The 20667-nt window shown below is 37.3% G+C and carries 21 protein-coding genes; 6 read left to right on the top strand and 15 right to left on the bottom strand.

Annotation, left to right across the window (positions count from 1 at the left end; all coding sequences use genetic code 11):
- Nucleotides 1-76: 76 nt before the first annotated feature.
- The 4 genes from rpsF to AA0X71_RS00505 form a co-directional block, all read right to left on the bottom strand.
- The gene (rpsF, locus tag AA0X71_RS00520) at nt 77-364 is read right to left on the bottom strand and encodes a 30S ribosomal protein S6 (protein ID WP_413362420.1); all 288 of its coding nucleotides are present in this window, start codon (nt 362-364) and stop codon (nt 77-79) included.
- Between the two features lie 155 nt (nt 365-519).
- The gene (gene ychF, locus AA0X71_RS00515; protein ID WP_413358022.1) at nt 520-1620 is read right to left on the bottom strand and encodes a redox-regulated ATPase YchF; all 1101 of its coding nucleotides are present in this window, start codon (nt 1618-1620) and stop codon (nt 520-522) included.
- Nucleotides 1621-1747: 127 nt separating this feature from the next.
- Complete coding sequence (locus tag AA0X71_RS00510; RefSeq protein ID WP_413358020.1) at nt 1748-3787, bottom strand: molybdopterin-dependent oxidoreductase; 2040 nt, start codon at nt 3785-3787, stop codon at nt 1748-1750.
- An 82-nt stretch (nt 3788-3869) separates the two neighbouring features.
- A complete protein-coding gene (locus AA0X71_RS00505; protein WP_413358018.1) occupies nt 3870-4067 on the bottom strand; it encodes a DUF951 domain-containing protein in 198 nt (65 codons plus the stop codon).
- A 250-nt stretch (nt 4068-4317) separates the two neighbouring features.
- Between AA0X71_RS00505 and yyaC the strand changes: the two genes are divergently transcribed.
- Nucleotides 4318-4947: a spore protease YyaC gene (gene yyaC, locus AA0X71_RS00500; protein WP_413358016.1), complete on the top strand. Its 630-nt coding sequence runs from the start codon at nt 4318-4320 to the stop codon at nt 4945-4947.
- Between the two features lie 92 nt (nt 4948-5039).
- Here yyaC and AA0X71_RS00495 read toward each other — a convergent pair whose 3' ends face one another.
- From AA0X71_RS00495 to rpmH, 11 genes are all read right to left on the bottom strand, one after another.
- On the bottom strand, nt 5040-5747 hold the full coding sequence (locus AA0X71_RS00495) for a DUF554 domain-containing protein (RefSeq protein WP_413358014.1): 708 nt from the start codon (nt 5745-5747) through the stop codon (nt 5040-5042).
- Nucleotides 5748-5864: 117 nt separating this feature from the next.
- Nucleotides 5865-6725 carry a ParB/RepB/Spo0J family partition protein gene (locus AA0X71_RS00490; protein WP_413358012.1) on the bottom strand — a complete coding sequence of 287 codons (861 nt, stop codon included), beginning with the start codon at nt 6723-6725 and terminating at the stop codon, nt 5865-5867.
- Nucleotides 6718-7479, bottom strand: a complete 762-nt coding sequence (locus tag AA0X71_RS00485) for a ParA family protein (RefSeq protein WP_413358010.1) — start codon at nt 7477-7479, stop codon at nt 6718-6720. The genes AA0X71_RS00490 and AA0X71_RS00485 overlap by 8 nt, the downstream gene beginning before the upstream one ends.
- 244 nt (nt 7480-7723) lie before the next feature.
- On the bottom strand, nt 7724-8605 hold the full coding sequence (gene noc, locus AA0X71_RS00480; RefSeq protein ID WP_413358008.1) for a nucleoid occlusion protein: 882 nt from the start codon (nt 8603-8605) through the stop codon (nt 7724-7726).
- 166 nt (nt 8606-8771) lie between these two features.
- A complete protein-coding gene (gene rsmG, locus AA0X71_RS00475; RefSeq protein WP_413358006.1) occupies nt 8772-9488 on the bottom strand; it encodes a 16S rRNA (guanine(527)-N(7))-methyltransferase RsmG in 717 nt (238 codons plus the stop codon).
- A 129-nt stretch (nt 9489-9617) separates the two neighbouring features.
- Nucleotides 9618-11507, bottom strand: a complete 1890-nt coding sequence (gene mnmG, locus AA0X71_RS00470; RefSeq protein WP_413358004.1) for a tRNA uridine-5-carboxymethylaminomethyl(34) synthesis enzyme MnmG — start codon at nt 11505-11507, stop codon at nt 9618-9620.
- Nucleotides 11508-11539: 32 nt separating this feature from the next.
- Nucleotides 11540-12925 carry a tRNA uridine-5-carboxymethylaminomethyl(34) synthesis GTPase MnmE gene (mnmE, locus tag AA0X71_RS00465; RefSeq protein ID WP_413358002.1) on the bottom strand — a complete coding sequence of 462 codons (1386 nt, stop codon included), beginning with the start codon at nt 12923-12925 and terminating at the stop codon, nt 11540-11542.
- Nucleotides 12926-13181: 256 nt separating this feature from the next.
- Entirely contained in the window at nt 13182-13799 is a 618-nt protein-coding gene (gene jag / locus AA0X71_RS00460; protein ID WP_413358000.1) for an RNA-binding cell elongation regulator Jag/EloR, read from the bottom strand.
- Complete coding sequence (spoIIIJ, locus tag AA0X71_RS00455; protein WP_413357998.1) at nt 13796-14572, bottom strand: YidC family membrane integrase SpoIIIJ; 777 nt, start codon at nt 14570-14572, stop codon at nt 13796-13798. Before spoIIIJ ends, jag begins: the two co-directional genes overlap by 4 nt.
- Nucleotides 14573-14801: 229 nt before the next feature.
- Nucleotides 14802-15164, bottom strand: a complete 363-nt coding sequence (rnpA, locus tag AA0X71_RS00450) for a ribonuclease P protein component (protein WP_413357996.1) — start codon at nt 15162-15164, stop codon at nt 14802-14804.
- Nucleotides 15165-15366: 202 nt separating this feature from the next.
- Nucleotides 15367-15501: a 50S ribosomal protein L34 gene (gene rpmH, locus AA0X71_RS00445; RefSeq protein ID WP_413357994.1), complete on the bottom strand. Its 135-nt coding sequence runs from the start codon at nt 15499-15501 to the stop codon at nt 15367-15369.
- A gap of 662 nt (nt 15502-16163) precedes the next feature.
- Between rpmH and dnaA the strand changes: the two genes are divergently transcribed.
- The 5 genes from dnaA to remB all read left to right on the top strand — a co-directional run bounded on the left by dnaA (nt 16164) and on the right by remB (nt 20587).
- Complete coding sequence (dnaA, locus tag AA0X71_RS00440) at nt 16164-17510, top strand: chromosomal replication initiator protein DnaA (RefSeq protein WP_413357991.1); 1347 nt, start codon at nt 16164-16166, stop codon at nt 17508-17510.
- Nucleotides 17511-17695: 185 nt separating this feature from the next.
- The gene (dnaN, locus tag AA0X71_RS00435) at nt 17696-18832 is read left to right on the top strand and encodes a DNA polymerase III subunit beta (RefSeq protein ID WP_413357989.1); all 1137 of its coding nucleotides are present in this window, start codon (nt 17696-17698) and stop codon (nt 18830-18832) included.
- A gap of 132 nt (nt 18833-18964) precedes the next feature.
- On the top strand, nt 18965-19177 hold the full coding sequence (yaaA, locus tag AA0X71_RS00430) for a S4 domain-containing protein YaaA (RefSeq protein ID WP_413362418.1): 213 nt from the start codon (nt 18965-18967) through the stop codon (nt 19175-19177).
- Nucleotides 19178-19209: 32 nt separating this feature from the next.
- On the top strand, nt 19210-20328 hold the full coding sequence (gene recF, locus AA0X71_RS00425; RefSeq protein WP_413357987.1) for a DNA replication/repair protein RecF: 1119 nt from the start codon (nt 19210-19212) through the stop codon (nt 20326-20328).
- A gap of 10 nt (nt 20329-20338) precedes the next feature.
- Entirely contained in the window at nt 20339-20587 is a 249-nt protein-coding gene (remB, locus tag AA0X71_RS00420) for an extracellular matrix regulator RemB (RefSeq protein ID WP_413357985.1), read from the top strand.
- Nucleotides 20588-20667 lie beyond the last annotated feature (80 nt).

Genomic DNA, 20667 nt, shown 5'->3' with positions numbered 1-20667 from the left:
GGAGGTGTAAATGTCGGCTTTTGGACATTTACGATAAAAACCACATTCATTGCGAAAACTGCGTTTATATATCAAATTACTTTTCGTCTTTAATTACGATGTGGCGGATGATATCTTCGTTGATCTTAGATAAACGAGAGAATTCTTCCACAGCAGCTGCCTCAGCATTAACCTTAACGATTTGGTAATAACCATCACGGAAATCATTGATTTCGTATGCAAGACGACGCTTACCCCACTCTTTAGATTCAACTACTTCCGCACCATTATCAGTAAGGATGCCGTCAAAGCGCTCAACAAGTGCTTTTTTAGCTTCATCTTCAATATTTGGGCGGATGATGTACATAATTTCGTACGCTCTCATCACATTCACCTCCTTTTGGACTAACGGCCCTTTAAATAAAGGGCAAGGAGCAATATTCATTACTCACAAGAAGAAATTATATCATATATATATAGCAAACACAACACTGTAAGGGTGGAATAAGAAAAAACTCTGCATAGGCAGAGTTTTAGCAATTAAACGTTGAAGCGGAAATGGATAATGTCTCCATCCTTCACCACATAATCTTTTCCTTCAAGACGAACTTTACCCGCTTCTTTTGCAGCAACCATATTGCCAGCAACAAGTAAGTCATCGTAAAAAACCGTTTCTGCACGAATAAATCCTCTTTCAAAGTCAGAGTGAATAATTCCTGCACATTGTGGAGCCTTCATCCCTTTACGGAACGTCCAAGCACGGACTTCTTGTACACCAGCTGTGAAATAAGTGGCTAGTCCAAGTAAATGATAAGCAGCACGAATTAATTGATCAAGTCCAGATTCTTCAATCCCTAACTCTTCGAGGAACATTGCTTTCTCTTCCCCGTCGAGCTCTGCGATTTCAGATTCGATTTTCGCACAGATTACAATAACCTCTGCATTATCTCCAGCAGCAAATTCTTTCACCTTTTGAACATATTCGTTTGAAGATGGATCGGCTACATCGTCTTCTCCTACATTCGCCACGTATAGTACGGGCTTAATTGTTAATAAATGTAGCCCTTTTGCAATCTTTAATTGTTCGTCTGTAAAATCAACCGTTCTAGCAGGCTTTTCTGCTTCAAATGCACCTTTTAGCATTTCCAAAACTTCAAGCTCCGCCGCAGCGTCCTTATCTTTTTGCTTCGCTAATTTAGCAACACGACCAATTCGCTTCTCAACGGATTCAAGGTCAGCTAAAATCAGCTCTAAATTAATGACTTCAATATCATCCAACGGATCCACTTTTCCTGAAACATGGGTAATATTCTCATCTTCAAAGCAACGAACAACTTGACAGATGGCATCTACTTCACGAATATTAGCCAAGAATTTATTTCCTAAACCTTCCCCTTTACTTGCCCCTTTAACGATCCCGGCAATGTCTGTAAATTCAAAGGTAGTGGGAACCGTCTTTTTTGGTTGTACTAATTCAGTTAATTTTGTTAAACGATGATCCGGTACTTCTACAATCCCTACGTTCGGATCAATGGTACAGAATGGATAGTTCGCCGATTCTGCCCCAGCTTGTGTAATTGCATTAAATAAAGTAGATTTCCCTACGTTCGGTAACCCTACTATTCCTGCCGTTAAGGCCATCCAAAGTCACTCCTCATCACAATAAACTACTTATTTTAAAAATTTGTCTGCTCGACAAAATGCTTCCAATTAAAGAACTTAACCTTAACCAATTATAGAGAGTTACCGAATAAAAGACAAGAAAGTTCTAGTTAACCAGTGCTCGCTCGACAAGTGCAAGATTAACTAAACAATCGTATAAAGTACTTCCTAAACCATTATCCGATACTCGACTAGATGTGAGTTGGTTAACGGAGCCTCCATATTTCGACCATATACCCTCATCAATATTGATAATATTGGCATGAACTCCCCGTTCTAGAATGCTTACATATCCTTTTATTTCCCCACGTTCATTCCAAACTCGCACATAATCACCATTGCCTAATTGCAAATTATCAGCAATGTTTTTCGAGATTTCTACCTTCACCTTTGGCTCAGGTGTGAGCACATGATAGTGCTGAGAATGATTAGAGCGTAGTGGATGAATCGTCAGTAATTGATAAGGATATTTTTCTGAAAGTGAAGCATTAGACCATGTTGATTCTCTTGGCATTGCTAAAGTTAACTTTCCTTCTAGCCCCTTTTGCTCCGCCCTTTGTGAAGTAAATTCAAATTTCCCACTAGGTGTTTTGAATTGACGATCTTGCCATGGAATCGGATCGACCGGTAATTCTAAATGGGCATTTTCCTTTAGTTTTTCCAAAGTAATCCCTTTTTCCTGCAATGCTCCCAAGCCTTTTTCAATCCATTCTTCTCTTGTATATGCAAATTCCTCACCAAAACCAAGGCGTTTCGCTAATTCTGTCCAAATCCATAAGTCAGATTGTACTTCTCCTGGAGCATTAACTAGTTTAGGACCATAGTTCACATAGGCATGATACATAGAAGAATAATAAATATCCTCTTCTTCAAAGGCTGTTGTCGTTGGCAATAAATAGTCAGCCAATTCGGCTGTATCGGTCATAAACTGGTCAATTACTACAAGCGTATCAACGGATGAAAAAGCCTTCTTCACTACGTTTGTATCAGGAACTTGTGTTAATGGATTTCCACATGTTACAAAAATCATTTTAATTTCAGGGTCCTTTGCTGAAAGAATCTCCTCAGCCTGTTCCATCATCGTGAAATAGCGATGCTGCTTCTTTTTGTCAGGCAGGGCCAAAGAAGTTATATCAAAGCTTTGACCGACTTGTTTATGGGCGTAATTCGCTCCTCCACCGGCAATCCCAATATTGCCGCTAATAGCGACAAGAGCATCGAGAAGTCTAATCGTATTTCCCCCATTTTCATAACGCTGCATTCCTAAACCAAGGAAGGTAGCCGTTGGGCGATCACAAAAAACTTCCGCAAGCTCTGTCATTGTCTCAATAGGCACTTCTGTCATACGTGAGATTTCTTCTATTGTCGTTCCATCTAATAATTCCTTTAAATCCTCAAATCCAACAGAATGGTGTTCAATAAATGATTGATCCTCCAGCTTTAATCTGAGCATTTCTTTCATGATCCCAGCCGCTAAAATTCCGTCCATCCCCGGTTTAACGGTAATATGAGTATGAGCAATTTTGGCTGTAGCGTTAAAGATCGGGTCGATCACAATGAGTTTTGCTCCTCTTTTTTTTGCTTCCTGTAAAGCTTGAAAAAGATGCATATTCGTCCGTGCTACATTCCTTCCCCATACCACGATGTTTTTACTATGAATAATATCTTCTGGAGCATGGCTATAAGCATCGCCAAAATCCCATGTTTGAGCTTCTATTCCTGAGCCCCAACAAATAGAGCCCGTAAGCTCTGTTACACCACCAAAACAATTAAAAAAACGTTGATCGAGATTTTTTAATAAGCCACCATTTGCATAATCATGGCTATGGAGAACAGCTGTCGATCCATGTTTTTCTTTAAGGACAAGCATTTTCTCAGCAATTTCCTCCAATGCTTGCTCCCAAGTAATTCTAGTAAACTGTCCATCTATTTTTTTCAAAGGATAGAGTACTCTCTCTCCTGAATTTGTCCGTTTCTCAAGCATGCGTCCACGGCCACATATTTTTCCTTTCGTGATTGGATGGGACTCGTCTCCATCTACTTTTAGTACTTTGCCCTCTTCCACGGTCACTTTAAATCCGCAGCTATCCCAGCAATTCAATGGACATGCAGATGTATACACCTTTGACAATCGTCTCTCCTCCATCCACCCTAAACTTTTTTCTAAGAATCATACAAAATACAGAACCTTTGTGCAAGGAATTAGAGCCACGAAAAAAGCATAAAGACTACTCTTCATGCTTTACTAAGATCTTTTTCATTTTTCGTGAAAATTCTTTTCGAGGAATTAATACACTGTGGGAACAACCTTCACACTTAATTCGTATATCCATTCCTACACGGATGATTTTCCAGCGATTCGTTCCGCAAGGATGTTGCTTTTTCATTTCAACAATATCATTTAAGCCGAATTCCTTTAGTTCCAACGTGAATCACTCCTTTAAAACTTTATAACAATATTCGGATTCCGACAAACTTGTATGCAGTATAACCATTGTAGCAATTTTTTTAGTGGGTTTGTAGTAGTTGTTCTTTTAAACAATAGAAAAAATAATCACTTCTTCTCTTACTTTTATAGTATAAATATCCTATTTCTAGCTTGTCTCTAAACTAGTACGTATAGATTGCCTGAATCTTCCGTATACTGTTACTACTAATTTCTCGGGAGTGGAACCAATGAATCTTAAATCTAGCTTGTTTGATAAAAGCGATAGCTCTGAGTCAAGAATATTTTATGATGAACAAAAGGCTTCTCAGAAGCTCGCTATTGAACTTGTTTCTATATTGCCTGTTCGTGTAGTGAATCGTCCAGTCGTCTTCGTTTGTATTGGTACTGATCGTTCCACTGGAGATTCGTTAGGCCCACTTATCGGAACTTTATTAGATGAAAAAGAAATCTCGCCTTTTCACGTGTACGGTACACTAGAAGATCCGATACATGCTGTTAATTTAGAGGAGAAAATAACCGAAATCAAAGCAAAGCATTTAAACCCCATCTTGATTGGTATTGATGCATGTTTAGGAAGATTGAAAAGTGTAGGAGTCATTCAAATTGGCGAAGGTCCAGTGAAGCCTGGGGCTGGTGTCAAAAAAGAATTGCCTGAGGTCGGTGATTTTCATATAACCGGTATCGTAAATGTCAGTGGTTTCATGGAATTCTTTGTTCTCCAAAATACACGATTGAATCTTGTCTTAAAGATGGCGAAAGTAATGGCGAATGGAATATATGAAGCCAGTACGACTTATCATCCACGCAATTCATGGTCAAATCTCAAAATGGAGTGGGATCACGAGCAAACTCCATAAATTCTAGGTTTACATGATTTTGACTCATATCTCATTGCCAATATTCAAAAGGGCTGATACCTCATGTATTAGCCCTTTTTCACGGTTAATCTTTATATAAAATAATGCATGATCGTCACAATGACAGCACAAACCAAAATTCCAGGGAGCAGATTGGCTACACGAATTTTGATGACACCGAGAAGGTTCAAACCAATCGCAAAAATCATGACGCCACCAGTTGCTGTCATCTCCACAATAAAGCTATCCATTAAAGCATGTGGAATGAACCGATCAATTTGCGTAGCAAAAAGAGCAATTAATCCCTCATATAACATAACAGGAATAGCAGAGAAGATAACCCCAATTCCTAAGGTGGTAGTTAAAATAAGAGCTGTAAATCCATCAATAATCGACTTCGTATATAGCACATCATGATCCCCTCTTATACCACTATCAAGGGCTCCGATAATCGCCATCGCACCGATCACAAAAATTAATGTAGCTGTAACAAACCCTTGAGATATACTCCCCTGACTATTCCCTTTGCCAATTTTCTTTTCAAGCCAAGTCCCCACTTGATTGAGCTTGTCATCTATTTTACAATACTCTCCTATTACCGCACCAAAAACTAAGCTTAAAATCACAATTAAATAGTTCTCACTTTTAAAGCCCATTTGCAAGCCTAATACCGCTACAGCTAAGCCAATGGCGTGCATGACTGTTCCTTTCATCCCTTCTGGAATCCGATGAAAGAGCTTCCCTAATAATGTCCCTATTACTATCAATAATCCATTCACAACAGTTCCAATTAAAAACATTTTCTTCACCTAGTTATACGAGTATTTCGATTAAGTCATATTGGTACACTTTTTAGGTACATAGATGAAATCGATTCTAGTTAATTTCGCAAAAAAATAAACCATCCAAAGATGGCTTTATGAAGATTGATCCGTTTCCAACAATTCAAGAATTCTTTCTAAATCTTCGCCAGAGAAAAACTCAATTTCGATTTTCCCCTTCTTTTTATTTTTATTTTGTTTAATATTCACGGTTGTCCCAAATCGTTCACGAAGGTAAGATTCCTGTGTACGAATGAAAACATTTTTTTCTGGTTTTGCCTTTTTTGTTTCACGTGAAACATTTTCGTTTATGTCTTGAATTAATTGCTCTAATTGGCGAACGTTTAAACCTTCCTTCATTACTTTTTCAGTTAGAAGTGGAAGCTTTTCTTTCTTTCTAAGACCAAGAAGTGCTCGACCATGCCCCATTGAAATCTTTCCATCAGAAATAAGTTCTTGAATCTGAGGTGGTAAAGAAAGCAAGCGAATATGGTTGGCGATATGAGGTCGACTTTTCCCTAACCTTTTTGCCAGTTGCTCCTGAGTAACCTTCAACTTCTCCATTAACAGTTGGTAAGCTGAAGCTTCTTCAATCGGAGTTAAATCTTCACGTTGTAAATTCTCCAAAACCGCTAATTCCATCATCTGCTGCTCTGAAAGTTCACGAACAACGACCGGTACTGTTTCAAGTTTTGCTTCCTTCGCTGCCCTAAAGCGTCTTTCCCCGACAACAATTTCGTATCCTTTAATACTCTTTCGAACAATAATCGGTTGTAATATCCCGTGTTCTAAAATCGAATTCTTCAATTCTTCAATTGCTTCTTTATCGAAGACTTTTCGTGGTTGATAAGGGTTCGGACGAAGCTCCTTCAAGCTAATTTCTCTTACAGCCTCATCCTTTTCAGGCTCCATATTAGCAAAAAAAGCATCTAGTCCTTTTCCTAATCCTTTAGCCATGTACAGCCACTTCCTTTGCTAAATCTAAATATACTTCCGCACCTCTAGATTTCGGATCATATATAATAATTGGCTCCCCATGACTCGGTGCTTCACTTAAACGAATATTTCTTGGGATAACCGTTTGGTAAACCTTATCCTGAAAGTACTTCTTCACTTCTTCAATAACCTGTAATCCTAAGTTTGTCCGTGCATCAAGCATTGTTAAAAGAACACCTTCAATTTTCAGGTCATGATTTAAATGCTTTTGTACAAGTCTAACTGTATTGAGTAATTGACTTAATCCTTCTAAAGCATAATATTCACATTGCACTGGAATCAAAACTGCATCCGAAGCAGTCAATGCATTTAATGTGAGGAGTCCTAGGGATGGAGGACAATCGATGATGATGTAATCATATTGATCCTTTACTTCTTCCAATGCACGTTTCAAGCGAACCTCTCTTGAAATAGTTGGAACGAGTTCAATTTCTGCCCCAGCTAATTGAATCGTCGCTGGAATGGCATCAAGATTTTCGACTCCTGTAGGACGAATCACCTTAATGGCCTCAACATCTTCTACTAAAACATCGTAGACACATTGATCAATATCCGCTTTTTCAAGTCCGACACCACTTGTGGCATTCCCTTGAGGATCGATATCCACCATTAATACCTTTTTCCCTATATATGCTAAGCAGGCACCTAAATTAACAGAGGTAGTCGTTTTGCCAACTCCTCCTTTTTGATTTGCAATTGATATTATTTTGCCCACGGTAACACCTACCTTCATTTCCATTAGCTGTTTGTACGTTTTGTTCAATTTGCTCAACAAAAATACATAAACTAGCAATCATGTATTCTATTTTATCATGAAAAATAATAGAGTATCATTTTTTTTCATTTCCAGAATCTATTTTTAAATTTATCAAACCTTTATTAAGTCACATTTTGCTTTTAAACAAAAATAAGAGAAACTAAACTGAACGTTTAATTTCTCATTAGATGAAAGTATGATATTATTTCTTCTTCGGAATTTTGATTGTAAATTGATAATATTCCTCAAACTCTTCTTCTTCAGAGTCTAAATTAATCCCACTGTCCGACACCATGGATAAGGATTGTCTAATTGTATTAACGGCAATTCTCATATCCTTGCTAAAAGCCTTTCTCTGTGGCTTCGCTTTATCTTTTGGTTGTTCAAGCAGTCTTACGACCCGTTCTTCCGTTTGCTTCACATTTAAATTCTTTTCGATAATTTCTGCTAGCAATTTGATTTGTTTCTCCGGATCTTTCAACGGAATGAGCGAGCGAGCATGACGCTCTGTAATGACTTTTGCTAATATGGCATCTTGAACTTCTTGCGGCAATTTCAACAAGCGAAGTTTATTCGCAATGGTGGACTGACCTTTTCCTAATCGTTGGGCAAGCGCTTCTTGAGTTAAATTATGTAACTCTAGTAGCTTTCCATAGGCAATCGCCTCTTCAATTGGAGAAAGCTCTTCCCTTTGTAAATTCTCTATTAATGCGACAGAGGCTGTTTCCGTATCATTCATTTGCTTTATAATCGCTGGAACCGTATCCCAGCCAAGCTTCTTCATCGCTCTCCATCTACGTTCACCAGCGATAATTTCGAACTTTCCTGCTTCATATTCTCTCACAACAATCGGTTGAATGATGCCATGAGTATGAATCGTACGAGATAGTTCATCGATCTTATCTTCATCAAAAAACGTTCTTGGTTGAAAACGATTTGGCACAATATCATCTATGGGGATTTGATGGATCGCTTCTCTAACGTTTTCCTCTACAAATTCAGTAGATTCCCCTATATCTGTTTCTGTTTCCATTTGGTCTTCCTTTTCGCCTAGGCCAAAAAAGCGTGAGAAAGATTGCTTCATCACCTTGCACCACCTTTACGAAACTCCCTAACTAATACATTCTCTATAAAAAGAATAATTCCTGCAGTAAATCTATGAGATGAACCAATTTTGCTCTACTAAAAATTATGCCACATTTCTACCAAAAAAGGTACTCCCCTATTATGATGCAATTTAATTTTCGAGGCTATTCGATCGGTGTTTTATTTGGAACACCAGGTTTTCTCGGATATTTCTTAGGTGTAGGCTTTTCTTTTTTAATGATGACAATATTTCTTTCACTTTCTTCAATCGGCAATTGAAAAGAGTGGAGCTCTTCTATTTTTCCACCTAATGTGGTAATCGCCTTTTTCCCTGCATCAATCTCTTCTTTCGCACTGGCTGCCTTCATAGCAATGAAAGTCCCGCCTACTTTCGCAAGAGGTAGACAAAGCTCACTTAGGACAGAAAGACGAGCAACAGCTCTTGCTGTGACCATATCATAAGCTTCTCGATGTTCCTTGTTCTGTCCAAATGTTTCAGCGCGATCATGAATGAAGCGAACATTTTCTAGCTTTAATTGTTTCGCTAAATGCTCTAGAAACGTAATTCTTTTATTTAAAGAATCGACGATCGTAATACGTAGTTCAGGAAAAGCGATCTTGATCGGAAGGCTAGGGAAACCAGCACCTGCTCCTACATCACAAAGCGAAATAGAACGATTAAAGTCATAATAAAAAGCAGCCGTAATCGAATCATAAAAGTGCTTTAAATACACATCTTCTTTCTCCGTTATTGCTGTTAAATTCATCTTTTCATTCCACTCAACCAATGTATGATAGTACGTTTCATACTGAGCTAATTGTTCAGAGGAAAGTGTTACTCCTTTTTCCAAAAGCATTTCTTGAAATTGTTCTGTTTTCATAGGTCATCCCTTTCTAACTTTACATTCACCCCACATTTAGGGAGAATAGCTTCTATGTAAAGAGTGGAACCTCTTAGAAAGGTTCCACCGTGTGAATGAATTATTTTACTCGTTTCTTGCGAAAAGAGTTTACTCGTTTGATACTTTTGCAATTTTTCCTTGTTCTAAGTAAACAAGTAAAATGGAAATATCGGCTGGATTTACACCAGATATACGTGACGCCTGTGCAATCGATAGAGGGAGCACTTTTTTCAGCTTCTGTCTCGCTTCTGAAGCGAGGCCACTAATGGCGTCATAATCAATATCAACAGGGATTTTCTTATTCTCCATTTTCTTCAGACGGTCTACCTGCTGAAGGGATTTTTCAATATAACCCTCGTATTTAATTTGAATTTCGACCTGTTCTTTAACCTCATCATCAAGCTCAACTTCACTCGGAACGATTGTTTCAATATGTTCATAGGACATTTCAGGTCTCTTTAATAAGTCATTAGCCATAATGCCATCCTTCAATTCACTGCCACCTTGGCTTTTGATCAGTTCTTGAACCTCTGGCTTTGGCTTAATTCTGATCGACTTTAATCTTTCTTTCTCCGCTTCAACCGCTGCCTTTTTGCTTAAAAATTTCTCATAGCGCTCCTCACTAATCAAGCCAATTTTGTAACCAATATCGGTTAATCGTAAATCTGCATTATCATGTCTTAAAAGGAGGCGATATTCGGCACGGGATGTGAGCAATCGATACGGCTCATTAGTCCCTTTTGTTACTAAATCATCAATAAGGACACCAATATAAGCATCAGAGCGGCTTAAGATTACTTCTTCCTTGCCAAGTGCCCTTCTTCCCGCATTTATACCAGCCATAAGTCCTTGACCGGCTGCTTCTTCATAACCTGACGTTCCATTAATTTGGCCAGCTGTATAAAGATTTTGGATTTTCTTTGTTTCTAGCGTTGGCCATAATTGTGTCGGTACAATGGCATCATATTCGATGGCATATCCCGCTCTCATCATTTGCACATTTTCTAAGCCAGGAATCGTATGAAGAATTTTTTGCTGAACGTCCTCTGGTAAGCTTGTCGAAAGTCCTTGAACATATACCTCTTGCGTATTTTTCCCTTCAGGCTCTAAGAAAAGCTGATGTCTTGGCTTATCATTAAAGCGAACTACTTTATCTTCGATGGAAGGACAATAACGTGGTCCTGTTCCTTTAATCATGCCTGAATACATGGGAGAACGATGTAAATTATCATCAATAATTTGATGGGTCTTTTCATTCGTGTATGTGAGCCAGCATGGAAGCTGCTCAGTAATAAATTTCGTTGTTTCATAAGAGAATGCTCGTGGTACATCATCCCCTGGTTGGATCTCTGTTTTACTATAGTCAATCGTGTGACTATTAACTCTTGGAGGTGTACCAGTTTTAAAGCGAACTAAATCAAAACCTAATTGTTCAAGATGTTCAGATAATCTTATCGAAGGCTGTTGATTATTCGGGCCACTTGAATACTTCAGTTCTCCTAAAATAATTTCCCCACGTAAAAAGGTTCCAGTTGTGATTACGACTGTTTTCGCAAAGTAAGTAGCACCCGTTTTTGTGATAACCCCTTTACATGTATCATCTTCTATGATCAATTCTTCAACCATTCCTTGAACAAGAGTCAAGTTTGGCTCATTTTCCATCGTTTTTTTCATTTCATGTTGATAGGCAAACTTGTCCGCTTGCGCACGTAACGCTCGAACAGCAGGTCCTTTACCCGTGTTCAGCATGCGCATTTGAATATAGGTTTTATCAATATTCCGACCCATTTCCCCACCAAGAGCATCGATTTCTCTTACAACGATTCCCTTTGCTGGACCCCCAACAGAAGGATTACACGGCATAAACGCAACCATGTCTAAATTTATTGTTAATACTAATGTCTTTGCACCCTGGCGTGCGGCTGCTAATCCCGCTTCTGCACCAGCATGGCCAGCACCAATGACGATGACATCATAATTTCCAGCCTCGTATTGCATCACGCTGCCTCCTCCAAATCGTATATATCAAGTTATTTCCCTAAACAGAACTGGGAGAATAACTGATCAATTAAGCTTTCATGTACACTTTCCCCAATAATTTCGCCGAGTAGTTCCCATGTTCGGGTTAAATCAATTTGCACAATATCGATCGGAACACCCGCTTCAACTCCTGAAATTGATTCTTCTATTGAATGAAGTGATTGATTTAATAAAGCGATATGACGACTGTTGGAAACATAGGTCATATCCCCTGCCTCAATCGAGCCCGCGAAGAAAAGTGACGCAATTGCCTCTTCCAATTCATCGACTCCAACGTCCTCCAATAAAGAGGTCGTAACAAGCTTATGGTCCTTCGCTAATCCCTTTACTCGATCGAGATCAATCTTTTGTGGAAGATCCGTCTTATTCACAATGACGATGACATCCATTCCTTCCACTGCTTTAAATATATTCTCATCTTCTGGCGTAAACTCATCGGCATAATTTAAAACCAAAAGAATCAAATCGGCTTCTTTTAAAACCTGTCTAGAGCGTTCGACACCGATTCGCTCGACAATATCTTCTGTTTCACGGATTCCCGCTGTATCTAAGAGTCTTAAAGGAACCCCTCTCACATTGACATATTCCTCAATGACATCACGAGTCGTTCCAGGTATATCTGTAACAATTGCTTTATTTTCTTGAACTAAGCTATTTAATAAAGAAGATTTACCAACATTTGGACGTCCGACAATGACAGTTGAAAGTCCTTCTCTTAATATCTTCCCCTGTTGTGAAGTTTGTAGAAGTTTTTCAATTTCCTTTTTCACATAACTAGCTTTTTCTATCAGTAGCTGATGGGTCATTTCCTCCACATCATCATACTCAGGGTAATCAATATTGACTTCCACATGAGCCAATGTTTCTAATATTTCCTGGCGAAGCTTTTGAATAAGCCTTGATAACCTTCCATCCATTTGTCCTAAAGCGATATTCATTGCGCGGTCTGTCTTCGCTCGTATGAGATCCATCACTGCTTCCGCTTGTGATAAGTCGATTCGCCCATTTAAAAACGCTCTCTTTGTGAACTCCCCTGGTTCTGCTAATCTTGCTCCTGCATTTAATACAAGCTGCAATACTCGATTAACCGATACGAGCCCACCATGACAATTTATTTCAATCACATCTTCTTTTGTAAATGTTTTTGGTCCCTTCATTACGGAAACCATTACTTCCTCTGCTACTTCCTTCGTTCTCAGGTCAAGTAAATGTCCATAATGAATGGTATGGGATGCAACATCGGTTAGCTTTTTCCCACCAACTCCTCGGAATAAGGTTCCAGCAATTTCAATGGCCCTATCACCACTTAATCTTACAATAGCAATTGCTCCCTCGCCCATTGGAGTTGATATTGCTGCGATCGTATCTAATTGCATCCTTAACACCTCTTTCACAACACAAAATAATTTATAAACTACATCCAAAATTATAGAATACCATAGGCTTATCTGTGGATAAAGCATTATCGCTTAGTTATCCACATTTTACGATTTCACACATTTAACTACGCTTATTTTAACTTATCCACATGTGAATAACAATAAAACCAAATTACACCGAGTGTATAAGAACTTTAGAACATAAAAAAGCACTATACTCATTGATTTGAGTATAGTGCTTAAAATTTCATTTTTATTTAACTGGTGAAATAACAATATGTCGATTTGGTTCGACACCATCGGAATAGGTTTTGATGCGTCCATTTTCCATTAAAGCGGTATGAATCACTTTTCGTTCGTAGGATGGCATCGGTTCTAAAGCAACCTTTTTCCCTGATTTAAGTGCCTTTTGAGCGAGACGCTCAGCTAAATGAACCAATGTTTCATTTCTTCTCTTTCGATAATCTTCCGCATCCAATAATACATGGAAATACTGATCCGAAAAACGATTGATAACGAGTTGTGTCAAATATTGCAGAGAATTTAAAGTTTGTCCTCTTTTTCCAATTAACAGAGCAATTTTATCTCCTGAGAGGATGAATTGGACTTGCTTTCCTTCTCTTAACACTTCAATTTGAACATCGACACCCATTTTTTCACTTACATCTGTTAAAAATTGTTTGGCTTCTTCAACTGGATCCATCTTTGCCGTCACTTTTACGACAGCTGGTCTAGAACCAAAGCCAAAAATCCCTTTTTTACCTTCATCAATAATGGATACTTCTACGCGGTCTTCTGTTGTTTCTAGTTGAGCTAAAGCCGATTTTACTGCTTCTTCGACAGTTTGTCCTGTAGCAGTTACCTGTTTCACTTTTTTGCTCCTCCCGCTTTACCAGTTTCTTTCTGTGCTTTCAAATCTGGACCTTTAATAAAATAGGTTTGGACGATCATAAACAAGTTACCGACAACCCAATATAGTGATAATGCAGCTGGGAAACTAATCGCAAAAACAATGATCATGATTGGCATTAACCAAAGCATCATCGCCATTTGTGGATTTTGATTCGCTGTACCTGCCATCATCATTTTTTGTTGAATGAAAGTTGTGACCCCTGCAATTAGTGGTAATAGATATATCGGATCTGGAGAACCTAAATCGAACCAAAGAAAGTTATGCTCTGCAATTTCTCTCGTTCTCGAAATAGCATGGTAAAATCCAATAAGAATTGGCATTTGAATCAAAATAGGAAAACAACCTGCTAATGGATTAATACTGTGCTTTTGGAATAATGCCATTGTCTCCTGTTGCAGCTTTTGCTGTGTCTTTTGATCCTTAGAGCTATACTTTTCTTTCAACGCTTGCATTTCTGGTTGAATTGCTTGCATTGCCTTTGAGCTCTTCGTTTGCTTAATCATTAATGGCAAAATTAATAGACGAATTAAAATCGTTACAATAATAATTGACAACCCATAGTCACCAGTGAAATCTGCTACCACTATGATAAATTTTGATAATGGATAGACGATATACTCATTCCAAAAACCTTCACTTTCGGAAGTGATCGGTTGATTGTACTCCGTACACCCTGTTAATAGCGTCGTTAGTAAGATCAATCCGATTATAAGAAACATTCTCTTCTTCAACCGTTATTTCCTCCTTATAAAAACTATATTCATTTAATCCATTTCATTTTAGTTTGATAAGAAGTCGGAATTGCTTGTCCCGATTTCCCTTCAACTGGAGTGAAATCGATTTAATTCAAATTCATTTTAAATAACTTCTCTATGAAAACGGTCTATTTTTAAACGAATCAAGAGTATTGTACCATCTTTTGATAGTCAATGCTGTAGAAAAATATGCCTTCTTTAAAAATTATGAGCGGGAGTTTGTTTTTTTCCATTTAAGAACCTTTGATATCTTAAGAACATGAATTAAACTGTTCTTCACTTCAAAGAAATTCATATCAGCAGCTGGTTTTCTCGCAATGATAATATAATCGTATTCATTCTGTAATTCTTCCTCAAGCTCTAAAATCGCCTGGCGTATGTATCGTTTAATTTGATTTCTTGTGACCGCATTTCCTAACTTTTTGCTAACCGAGAGACCAATTCGAAAATGAGCCTGTCCCGGTCTTTTTAAAGAGTAAACGACGAACTGACGATTTGCAAAAGACTTCCCTTTTTTAAAAATTTCTTGAAATTCTTTATTTTTCTTTACTCTATTCTCTTTCTTCACTTTCTCACCTTCAAATCGACTTTCTCGTCGAGAAAAATATCCATGTTATACGTTAAGATTATCATCTTACAACAATAGATCTATACGTCAAATCAAGAAAATAAACGGATTACTTCAATGTAGCATCTTATCTCTAAACCTAAGTCTCCTAAATAAAAAACCTCGTAATAATGAGAAAAAAGACCACTGATTATTCAGTGGCCTAAGCAGATAATACTTTTCTTCCTTTTTGACGACGACGAGCTAGAACTTTACGTCCGTTTGCAGAGCTCATACGACTACGGAATCCATGAACTTTACTTCTCTTACGATTATTTGGTTGAAATGTTCTTTTCATATATGACACCTCCCTGAGGAATAGCTGTTAAAGACAGTCTAAATAATTATATAGAGCAAACCATAAAAATGTCAACCTAATATAAAAAATCCTTTAATTTGGAAAGCTATATTTAGAAAGACCATTATTTTTTATCAATATTTTACTTCTATCCTAAAAACAATCTTGTGAACAAAAAGAACTTTTCTGAAAGAGCAATTTTGACAAATTCCGCTTTTTCATTTCAAGCTGTGTATAACTTTCGACAAGTTTCTTTATTATCCACAATACATATTGACAGCTTTTTCACACATTAATTCATTGTGGACAATTTACATCCACATGTTATGCTTGTTGTGGATAAAACAAGAAAAACCATTGCACACCAACGTATTTTTTGATATTATAGTTGTGTTTTCACCTTGGATAGATCTTTGTGTATAACTTATTTATCCACAGATTGTGGATATGATGTGGACAGTTTATTCACTCCCCTTGAAAAACTTTGTCCACATATAGTGGATATTGTCGAAATCCTACTTTATTTCCTTATTATATAGTTTTCCACAGTTAGATTTCGTATTCTAATATATTTTTCACATTTATTTATGCATTGGGCACTCATTAGCCTTGTTTTTATTTCATCATGATCGGTTCCACTAAGGAAGAAGGAGGGAAAACGATTGGAAAATATTGCGGATCTTTGGAATAATGCGCTCTCTAGTATCGAGAAAAAGATTAGTAAACCAAGCTATGATACATGGTTAAAATCTACAACAGCCCATTCTCTCAAAAAAGACACGTTAACCGTTACTGCTCCAAATGAATTTGCAAGAGATTGGCTAGAAGAGCGTTATTCCGAACTAATCTCCAGCATATTATTTGAGATTACTGGAGAAGAACTCGATGTAAAATTTATTATTCCGCAAAACAAACAAGAAGATGATGTCGACTTACCAAATCCTCCGAAGAAGATACAGAGGGATGAGGAACAAACGGAACTGCCCTTAACGATGTTAAATCCAAAAAATACGTTTGACACATTTGTTATCGGTTCGGGGAACCGCTTTGCTCATGCCGCATCATTGGCGGTAGCTGAAGCACCAGCAAAGGCCTACAACCCACTATTTATCTATGGAGGCGTAGGATTAGGAAAAACCCATTTAATGCACGCGATTGGACATTATGTACTGGAGCATAATCCTTCAGCAAAAGTCGTTTATTTATCTTCTGAAAAATTCACGAATGAATTTATTAACTCCATTCGTGATAATAAAGCAGCTGAATTTCGTAATAAATATCGAAAAGTGGATGTCCTTTTAATTGATGATATTCAATTTTTAGCTGGAAAAGAATCAACTCAAGAGGAATTTTTCCATACTTTTAATACTTTGCATGAAGAAAATAAACAAATTGTCATATCTAGTGACCGACCTCCAAAGGAAATTCCAACTTTAGAGGATCGCCTTCGTTCTCGATTCGAATGGGGCTTAATTACTGACATTACCCCACCTGATCTGGAAACCAGAATCGCTATTTTGCGGAAAAAAGCGAAAGCAGAAGGATTAGATATTCCAAATGAAGTTATGCTTTATATCGCGAATCAAATCGACTCCAACATTCGTGAATTAGAAGGAGCATTAATTCGCGTTGTTGCCTATTCATCTTTGATCAATAAGGATATTAATGCAGATCTGGCGGCTGAAGCATTAAAGGATATTATCCCGAGCTCGAAACCAAAAATGATCACAATCCTCGATATTCAGCAAACAGTCGGGGAATATTTTAATGTAAAGCTTGAAGATTTTAAAGCAAAAAAAAGAACGAAATCTGTTGCTTTTCCAAGGCAAATTGCCATGTATTTAGCAAGAGAACTAACTGATTTCTCACTTCCTAAAATAGGGGAGGAATTTGGTGGGCGTGACCATACAACGGTGATTCATGCTCATGAAAAGATTTCGAACCTTATCCAAACAGATATTCAATTTCAAAATCAAATAAAAGAAATTAATGAACTCTTAAAAATATAATGAGCGCTAGTCTGAATAATGTGCATAACTTGACCATGTTTACACACAGTCTGTCCACATGTGGATAGGCTGTGTTTCCTTTCGATCTTTGCAGTTATCCACATACTAACAGGACCTACTAGTACTTCTATTACTTTATATTTAAAAAAATATATATATAAAATGCCAAACGGAGGATTAAACAAATGCGATTTATAATCCAACGGGATCGCCTCGTACAAAGTGTTCAAGATGTTATGAAAGCAGTCACTAGCAGAACTACTATTCCCATTTTAACTGGAATCAAAATTGTCGCTGATGATGAAGGGGTAACTTTAACAGGAAGTGATTCCGATATTTCGATTGAATCTTTCATTCCTAGAGAGGAAGAAGGAGACGAAATTGTAGAAATAAAAGAAAAAGGGTCTATCGTTCTACAAGCGAAGTTTTTTAGTGAAATTGTTAAAAAGTTACCGACTGACTTTGTTGAAATGGAAGTACAAAATCAGCTTCAAATTGTGATTCGTTCAGGAAAATCAGAGTTTAACTTAAATGGTTTAGACCCAGATGAATACCCACGTCTACCACAGGTAGAGGAAGAAGATGCTTTCAAAATTCCAACTGATTTACTAAAAGCGCTTATTCGCCAAACTGTTTTTGCAGTGTCCACCTCAGAAACACGCCCTGTGTTGACAGGTGTAAACTGGAAGGTCGAAAATGGCGAATTAATCTGTATTGCAACAGATAGTCACCGCTTAGCTTTAAGAAAAGCAAAGATTGAAATTGAGTCAGATAAAATGTTCAATGTCGTGATTCCAGGAAAAAGCTTGAACGAATTAAGTAAAATTCTAGATGATAATCATGAATTAGTTGATATTGTCATTACTGAAAATCAAGTACTCTTTAAGGCAAAGCACTTATTATTCTTTTCTCGTTTACTAGAGGGAAATTATCCTGATACTTCAAGATTAATTCCTGCTGAAAACAAAACGGAAGTTATTGTCAATACAAAGGATTTCCTTCATGCAATAGACCGTGCTTCTTTATTAGCACGTGAAGGACGAAATAATGTCGTTCGTCTAGCAACATTAGAAAATAAAGGAATTGAAATCTCTTCTAACACACCTGAAATCGGGAAAGTTATTGAAGAATTGATTGCACAAACGATTGATGGAGAAGAACTTAAAATCTCCTTTAGTGCAAAATATGTCATGGATGCGCTAAAAACATTAGAAGGTCATGAAATCAAAATTAGCTTCACTGGTGCGATGAGACCATTCTTAATCCGTCCACTTAATGACGATTCTATTTTACAACTGATTTTACCAGTAAGAACTTACTAAAATAATGAGTCACCAGCAATGCTGGTGGCTTTCTTTTTTCTACTCTTTCCTCCCCTCTTTCTTTTCTTTGTGTACCGTCCATTTATTTAGTAAAATATAAAAATAAGACGAAAAGAAGAAAAGAGTGACATGGTGATACAAAAAATCAAAATTGAAACCGACTATATAACATTAGGTCAATTCTTGAAACTAGCAGAATTAATTGATTCTGGTGGAATGGCCAAATGGTTCTTGAGTGAATACGAGATTTACGTAAATGGAGAACAGGATCAAAGAAGAGGCAGAAAATTGCGAGTTGGAGATAACATCTCCATTCAAAATGCTGGTTCTTTTGAGATTATTTAATTAAGTGGATTCTTTAAAAGGATGTATCGTCGATGTATATTGAGCATTTACAATTGAAAAATTACCGGAATTATAAAGAACTAGAAATTCCATTTGACAATAAGGTCAATGTTATTCTCGGAGAAAATGCTCAAGGGAAGACGAATGTCATGGAATCTATCTATGTTTTAGCGATGGCGAAATCCCACCGGACATCAAATGATAAAGATCTTATTCGCTGGGACGAAGAATATGCTAAAATAGAAGGTAGGGTCAAAAAAAGACACGGTTCCATCCCGATGGAGTTAGTCATTTCAAAAAAAGGGAAAAAAGCAAAATGTAACCATATCGAGCAGCAGAAGCTCAGTCAATATATCGGAAATATGAATGTAGTGATGTTCGCGCCTGAAGACCTCCATTTAGTAAAAGGGAGCCCTCAAGTAAGGCGTCGTTTTATTGATATGGAGATCGGTCAGGTGTCCCCTGTTTATTTACATGATATTGGGCAATATCAGAAAATATTACAGCAACGAAATCACTACTTGAAGCTCTTACAACTGAAAAAACAAACGGATATGACGATTCTTGATATTTTAACTGAACAATTTATTGAAACGGCAGTGAAAATCATTTCAAAACGTTTCGAATTCATTCAGTTGCTTGAAAATTGGGCGATCCCGATACATAAAGGGATATCTAGGAATTTAGAAACATTAAAAATTCACTATAAACCCTCTGTAGACGTATCAGAAGACCAAGTTTTGTCGAAAATGGTAGAAGTATTCGAAGAAAAATTTTCAAAAGTAAAAACAAGAGAAATTGAAAGAGGTGTGACCTTATTTGGTCCTCATCGAGACGACCTTCTCTTTCATGTAAATAATCGTGATGTGCAAACATTTGGTTCACAAGGCCAACAAAGAACAACTGCCCTCTCATTAAAACTAGCTGAAATAGAATTAATCCGTTCAGAAATTGATGAATATCCTATTTTATTGCTTGATGATGTTCTTTCTGAATTAGATGATTTTCGACAATCTCATTTATTAAACACGATTCAAGGGAAAGTCCAAACATTTGTAACGACAACAAACGTTGACGGGATTGATTATCAAACCTTAAAAGAAGCATCTTCTTTTAAGGTTGAATCAGGTTGGATTGAAAAAATTCAGTGAGGTGAGAACAATGTATGTTCATTTAGGAGAGGATATCCTTGTGAGAGCGGTAGAAATTATTGCCATTCTAGATAAAGAAACCGTAAAATCCTCTCAATATATGCAAGAGCTGTTAGGTCAAAAGAATAAGGACATCATTCCCCTTACTAAAGGCACGTTTAAATCAATTGTTATAACTGAAAAAGCGGTGTATTACTCCCCTTTAGCTTCAGGAACATTGAAAAAACGTTCAACCAAACCGGCATTGCAAGAGATTTAGCAAAGGGTTAAGAGTTTGTCTGTTTTTTTCTTTTTTTACCTATTCAAGGTCTTTATTATCTTTATATTTGAAAACTATCT

It is taken from the genome of Robertmurraya phoenicis (assembly GCF_047302285.1).
Taxonomy (GTDB): domain Bacteria; phylum Bacillota; class Bacilli; order Bacillales; family Cytobacillaceae; genus Robertmurraya.
The sequence above is the reverse complement of the archived record's forward strand: the minus strand, read 5'-3'. Positions and strand labels throughout refer to the sequence as shown.

What these genes read in the sequence shown, in the direction of transcription:
- rpsF (WP_413362420.1), bottom strand. Translation starts at nt 364, where the DNA reads ATGAGAGCGTACGAAATTATGTACATCATCCGCCCAAATATTGAAGAT.
- ychF (WP_413358022.1), bottom strand. Translation starts at nt 1,620, where the DNA reads ATGGCCTTAACGGCAGGAATAGTAGGGTTACCGAACGTAGGGAAATCT.
- AA0X71_RS00510 (WP_413358020.1), bottom strand. Translation starts at nt 3,787, where the DNA reads ATGGAGGAGAGACGATTGTCAAAGGTGTATACATCTGCATGTCCATTG.
- yyaC (WP_413358016.1), top strand. Translation starts at nt 4,318, where the DNA reads ATGAATCTTAAATCTAGCTTGTTTGATAAAAGCGATAGCTCTGAGTCA.
- AA0X71_RS00495 (WP_413358014.1), bottom strand. Translation starts at nt 5,747, where the DNA reads ATGTTTTTAATTGGAACTGTTGTGAATGGATTATTGATAGTAATAGGG.
- AA0X71_RS00490 (WP_413358012.1), bottom strand. Translation starts at nt 6,725, where the DNA reads ATGGCTAAAGGATTAGGAAAAGGACTAGATGCTTTTTTTGCTAATATG.
- noc (WP_413358008.1), bottom strand. Translation starts at nt 8,605, where the DNA reads ATGAAGCAATCTTTCTCACGCTTTTTTGGCCTAGGCGAAAAGGAAGAC.
- rsmG (WP_413358006.1), bottom strand. Translation starts at nt 9,488, where the DNA reads ATGAAAACAGAACAATTTCAAGAAATGCTTTTGGAAAAAGGAGTAACA.
- mnmG (WP_413358004.1), bottom strand. Translation starts at nt 11,507, where the DNA reads ATGCAATACGAGGCTGGAAATTATGATGTCATCGTCATTGGTGCTGGC.
- mnmE (WP_413358002.1), bottom strand. Translation starts at nt 12,925, where the DNA reads ATGCAATTAGATACGATCGCAGCAATATCAACTCCAATGGGCGAGGGA.
- rpmH (WP_413357994.1), bottom strand. Translation starts at nt 15,501, where the DNA reads ATGAAAAGAACATTTCAACCAAATAATCGTAAGAGAAGTAAAGTTCAT.
- dnaN (WP_413357989.1), top strand. Translation starts at nt 17,696, where the DNA reads ATGCGATTTATAATCCAACGGGATCGCCTCGTACAAAGTGTTCAAGAT.
- recF (WP_413357987.1), top strand. Translation starts at nt 19,210, where the DNA reads ATGTATATTGAGCATTTACAATTGAAAAATTACCGGAATTATAAAGAA.
- remB (WP_413357985.1), top strand. Translation starts at nt 20,339, where the DNA reads ATGTATGTTCATTTAGGAGAGGATATCCTTGTGAGAGCGGTAGAAATT.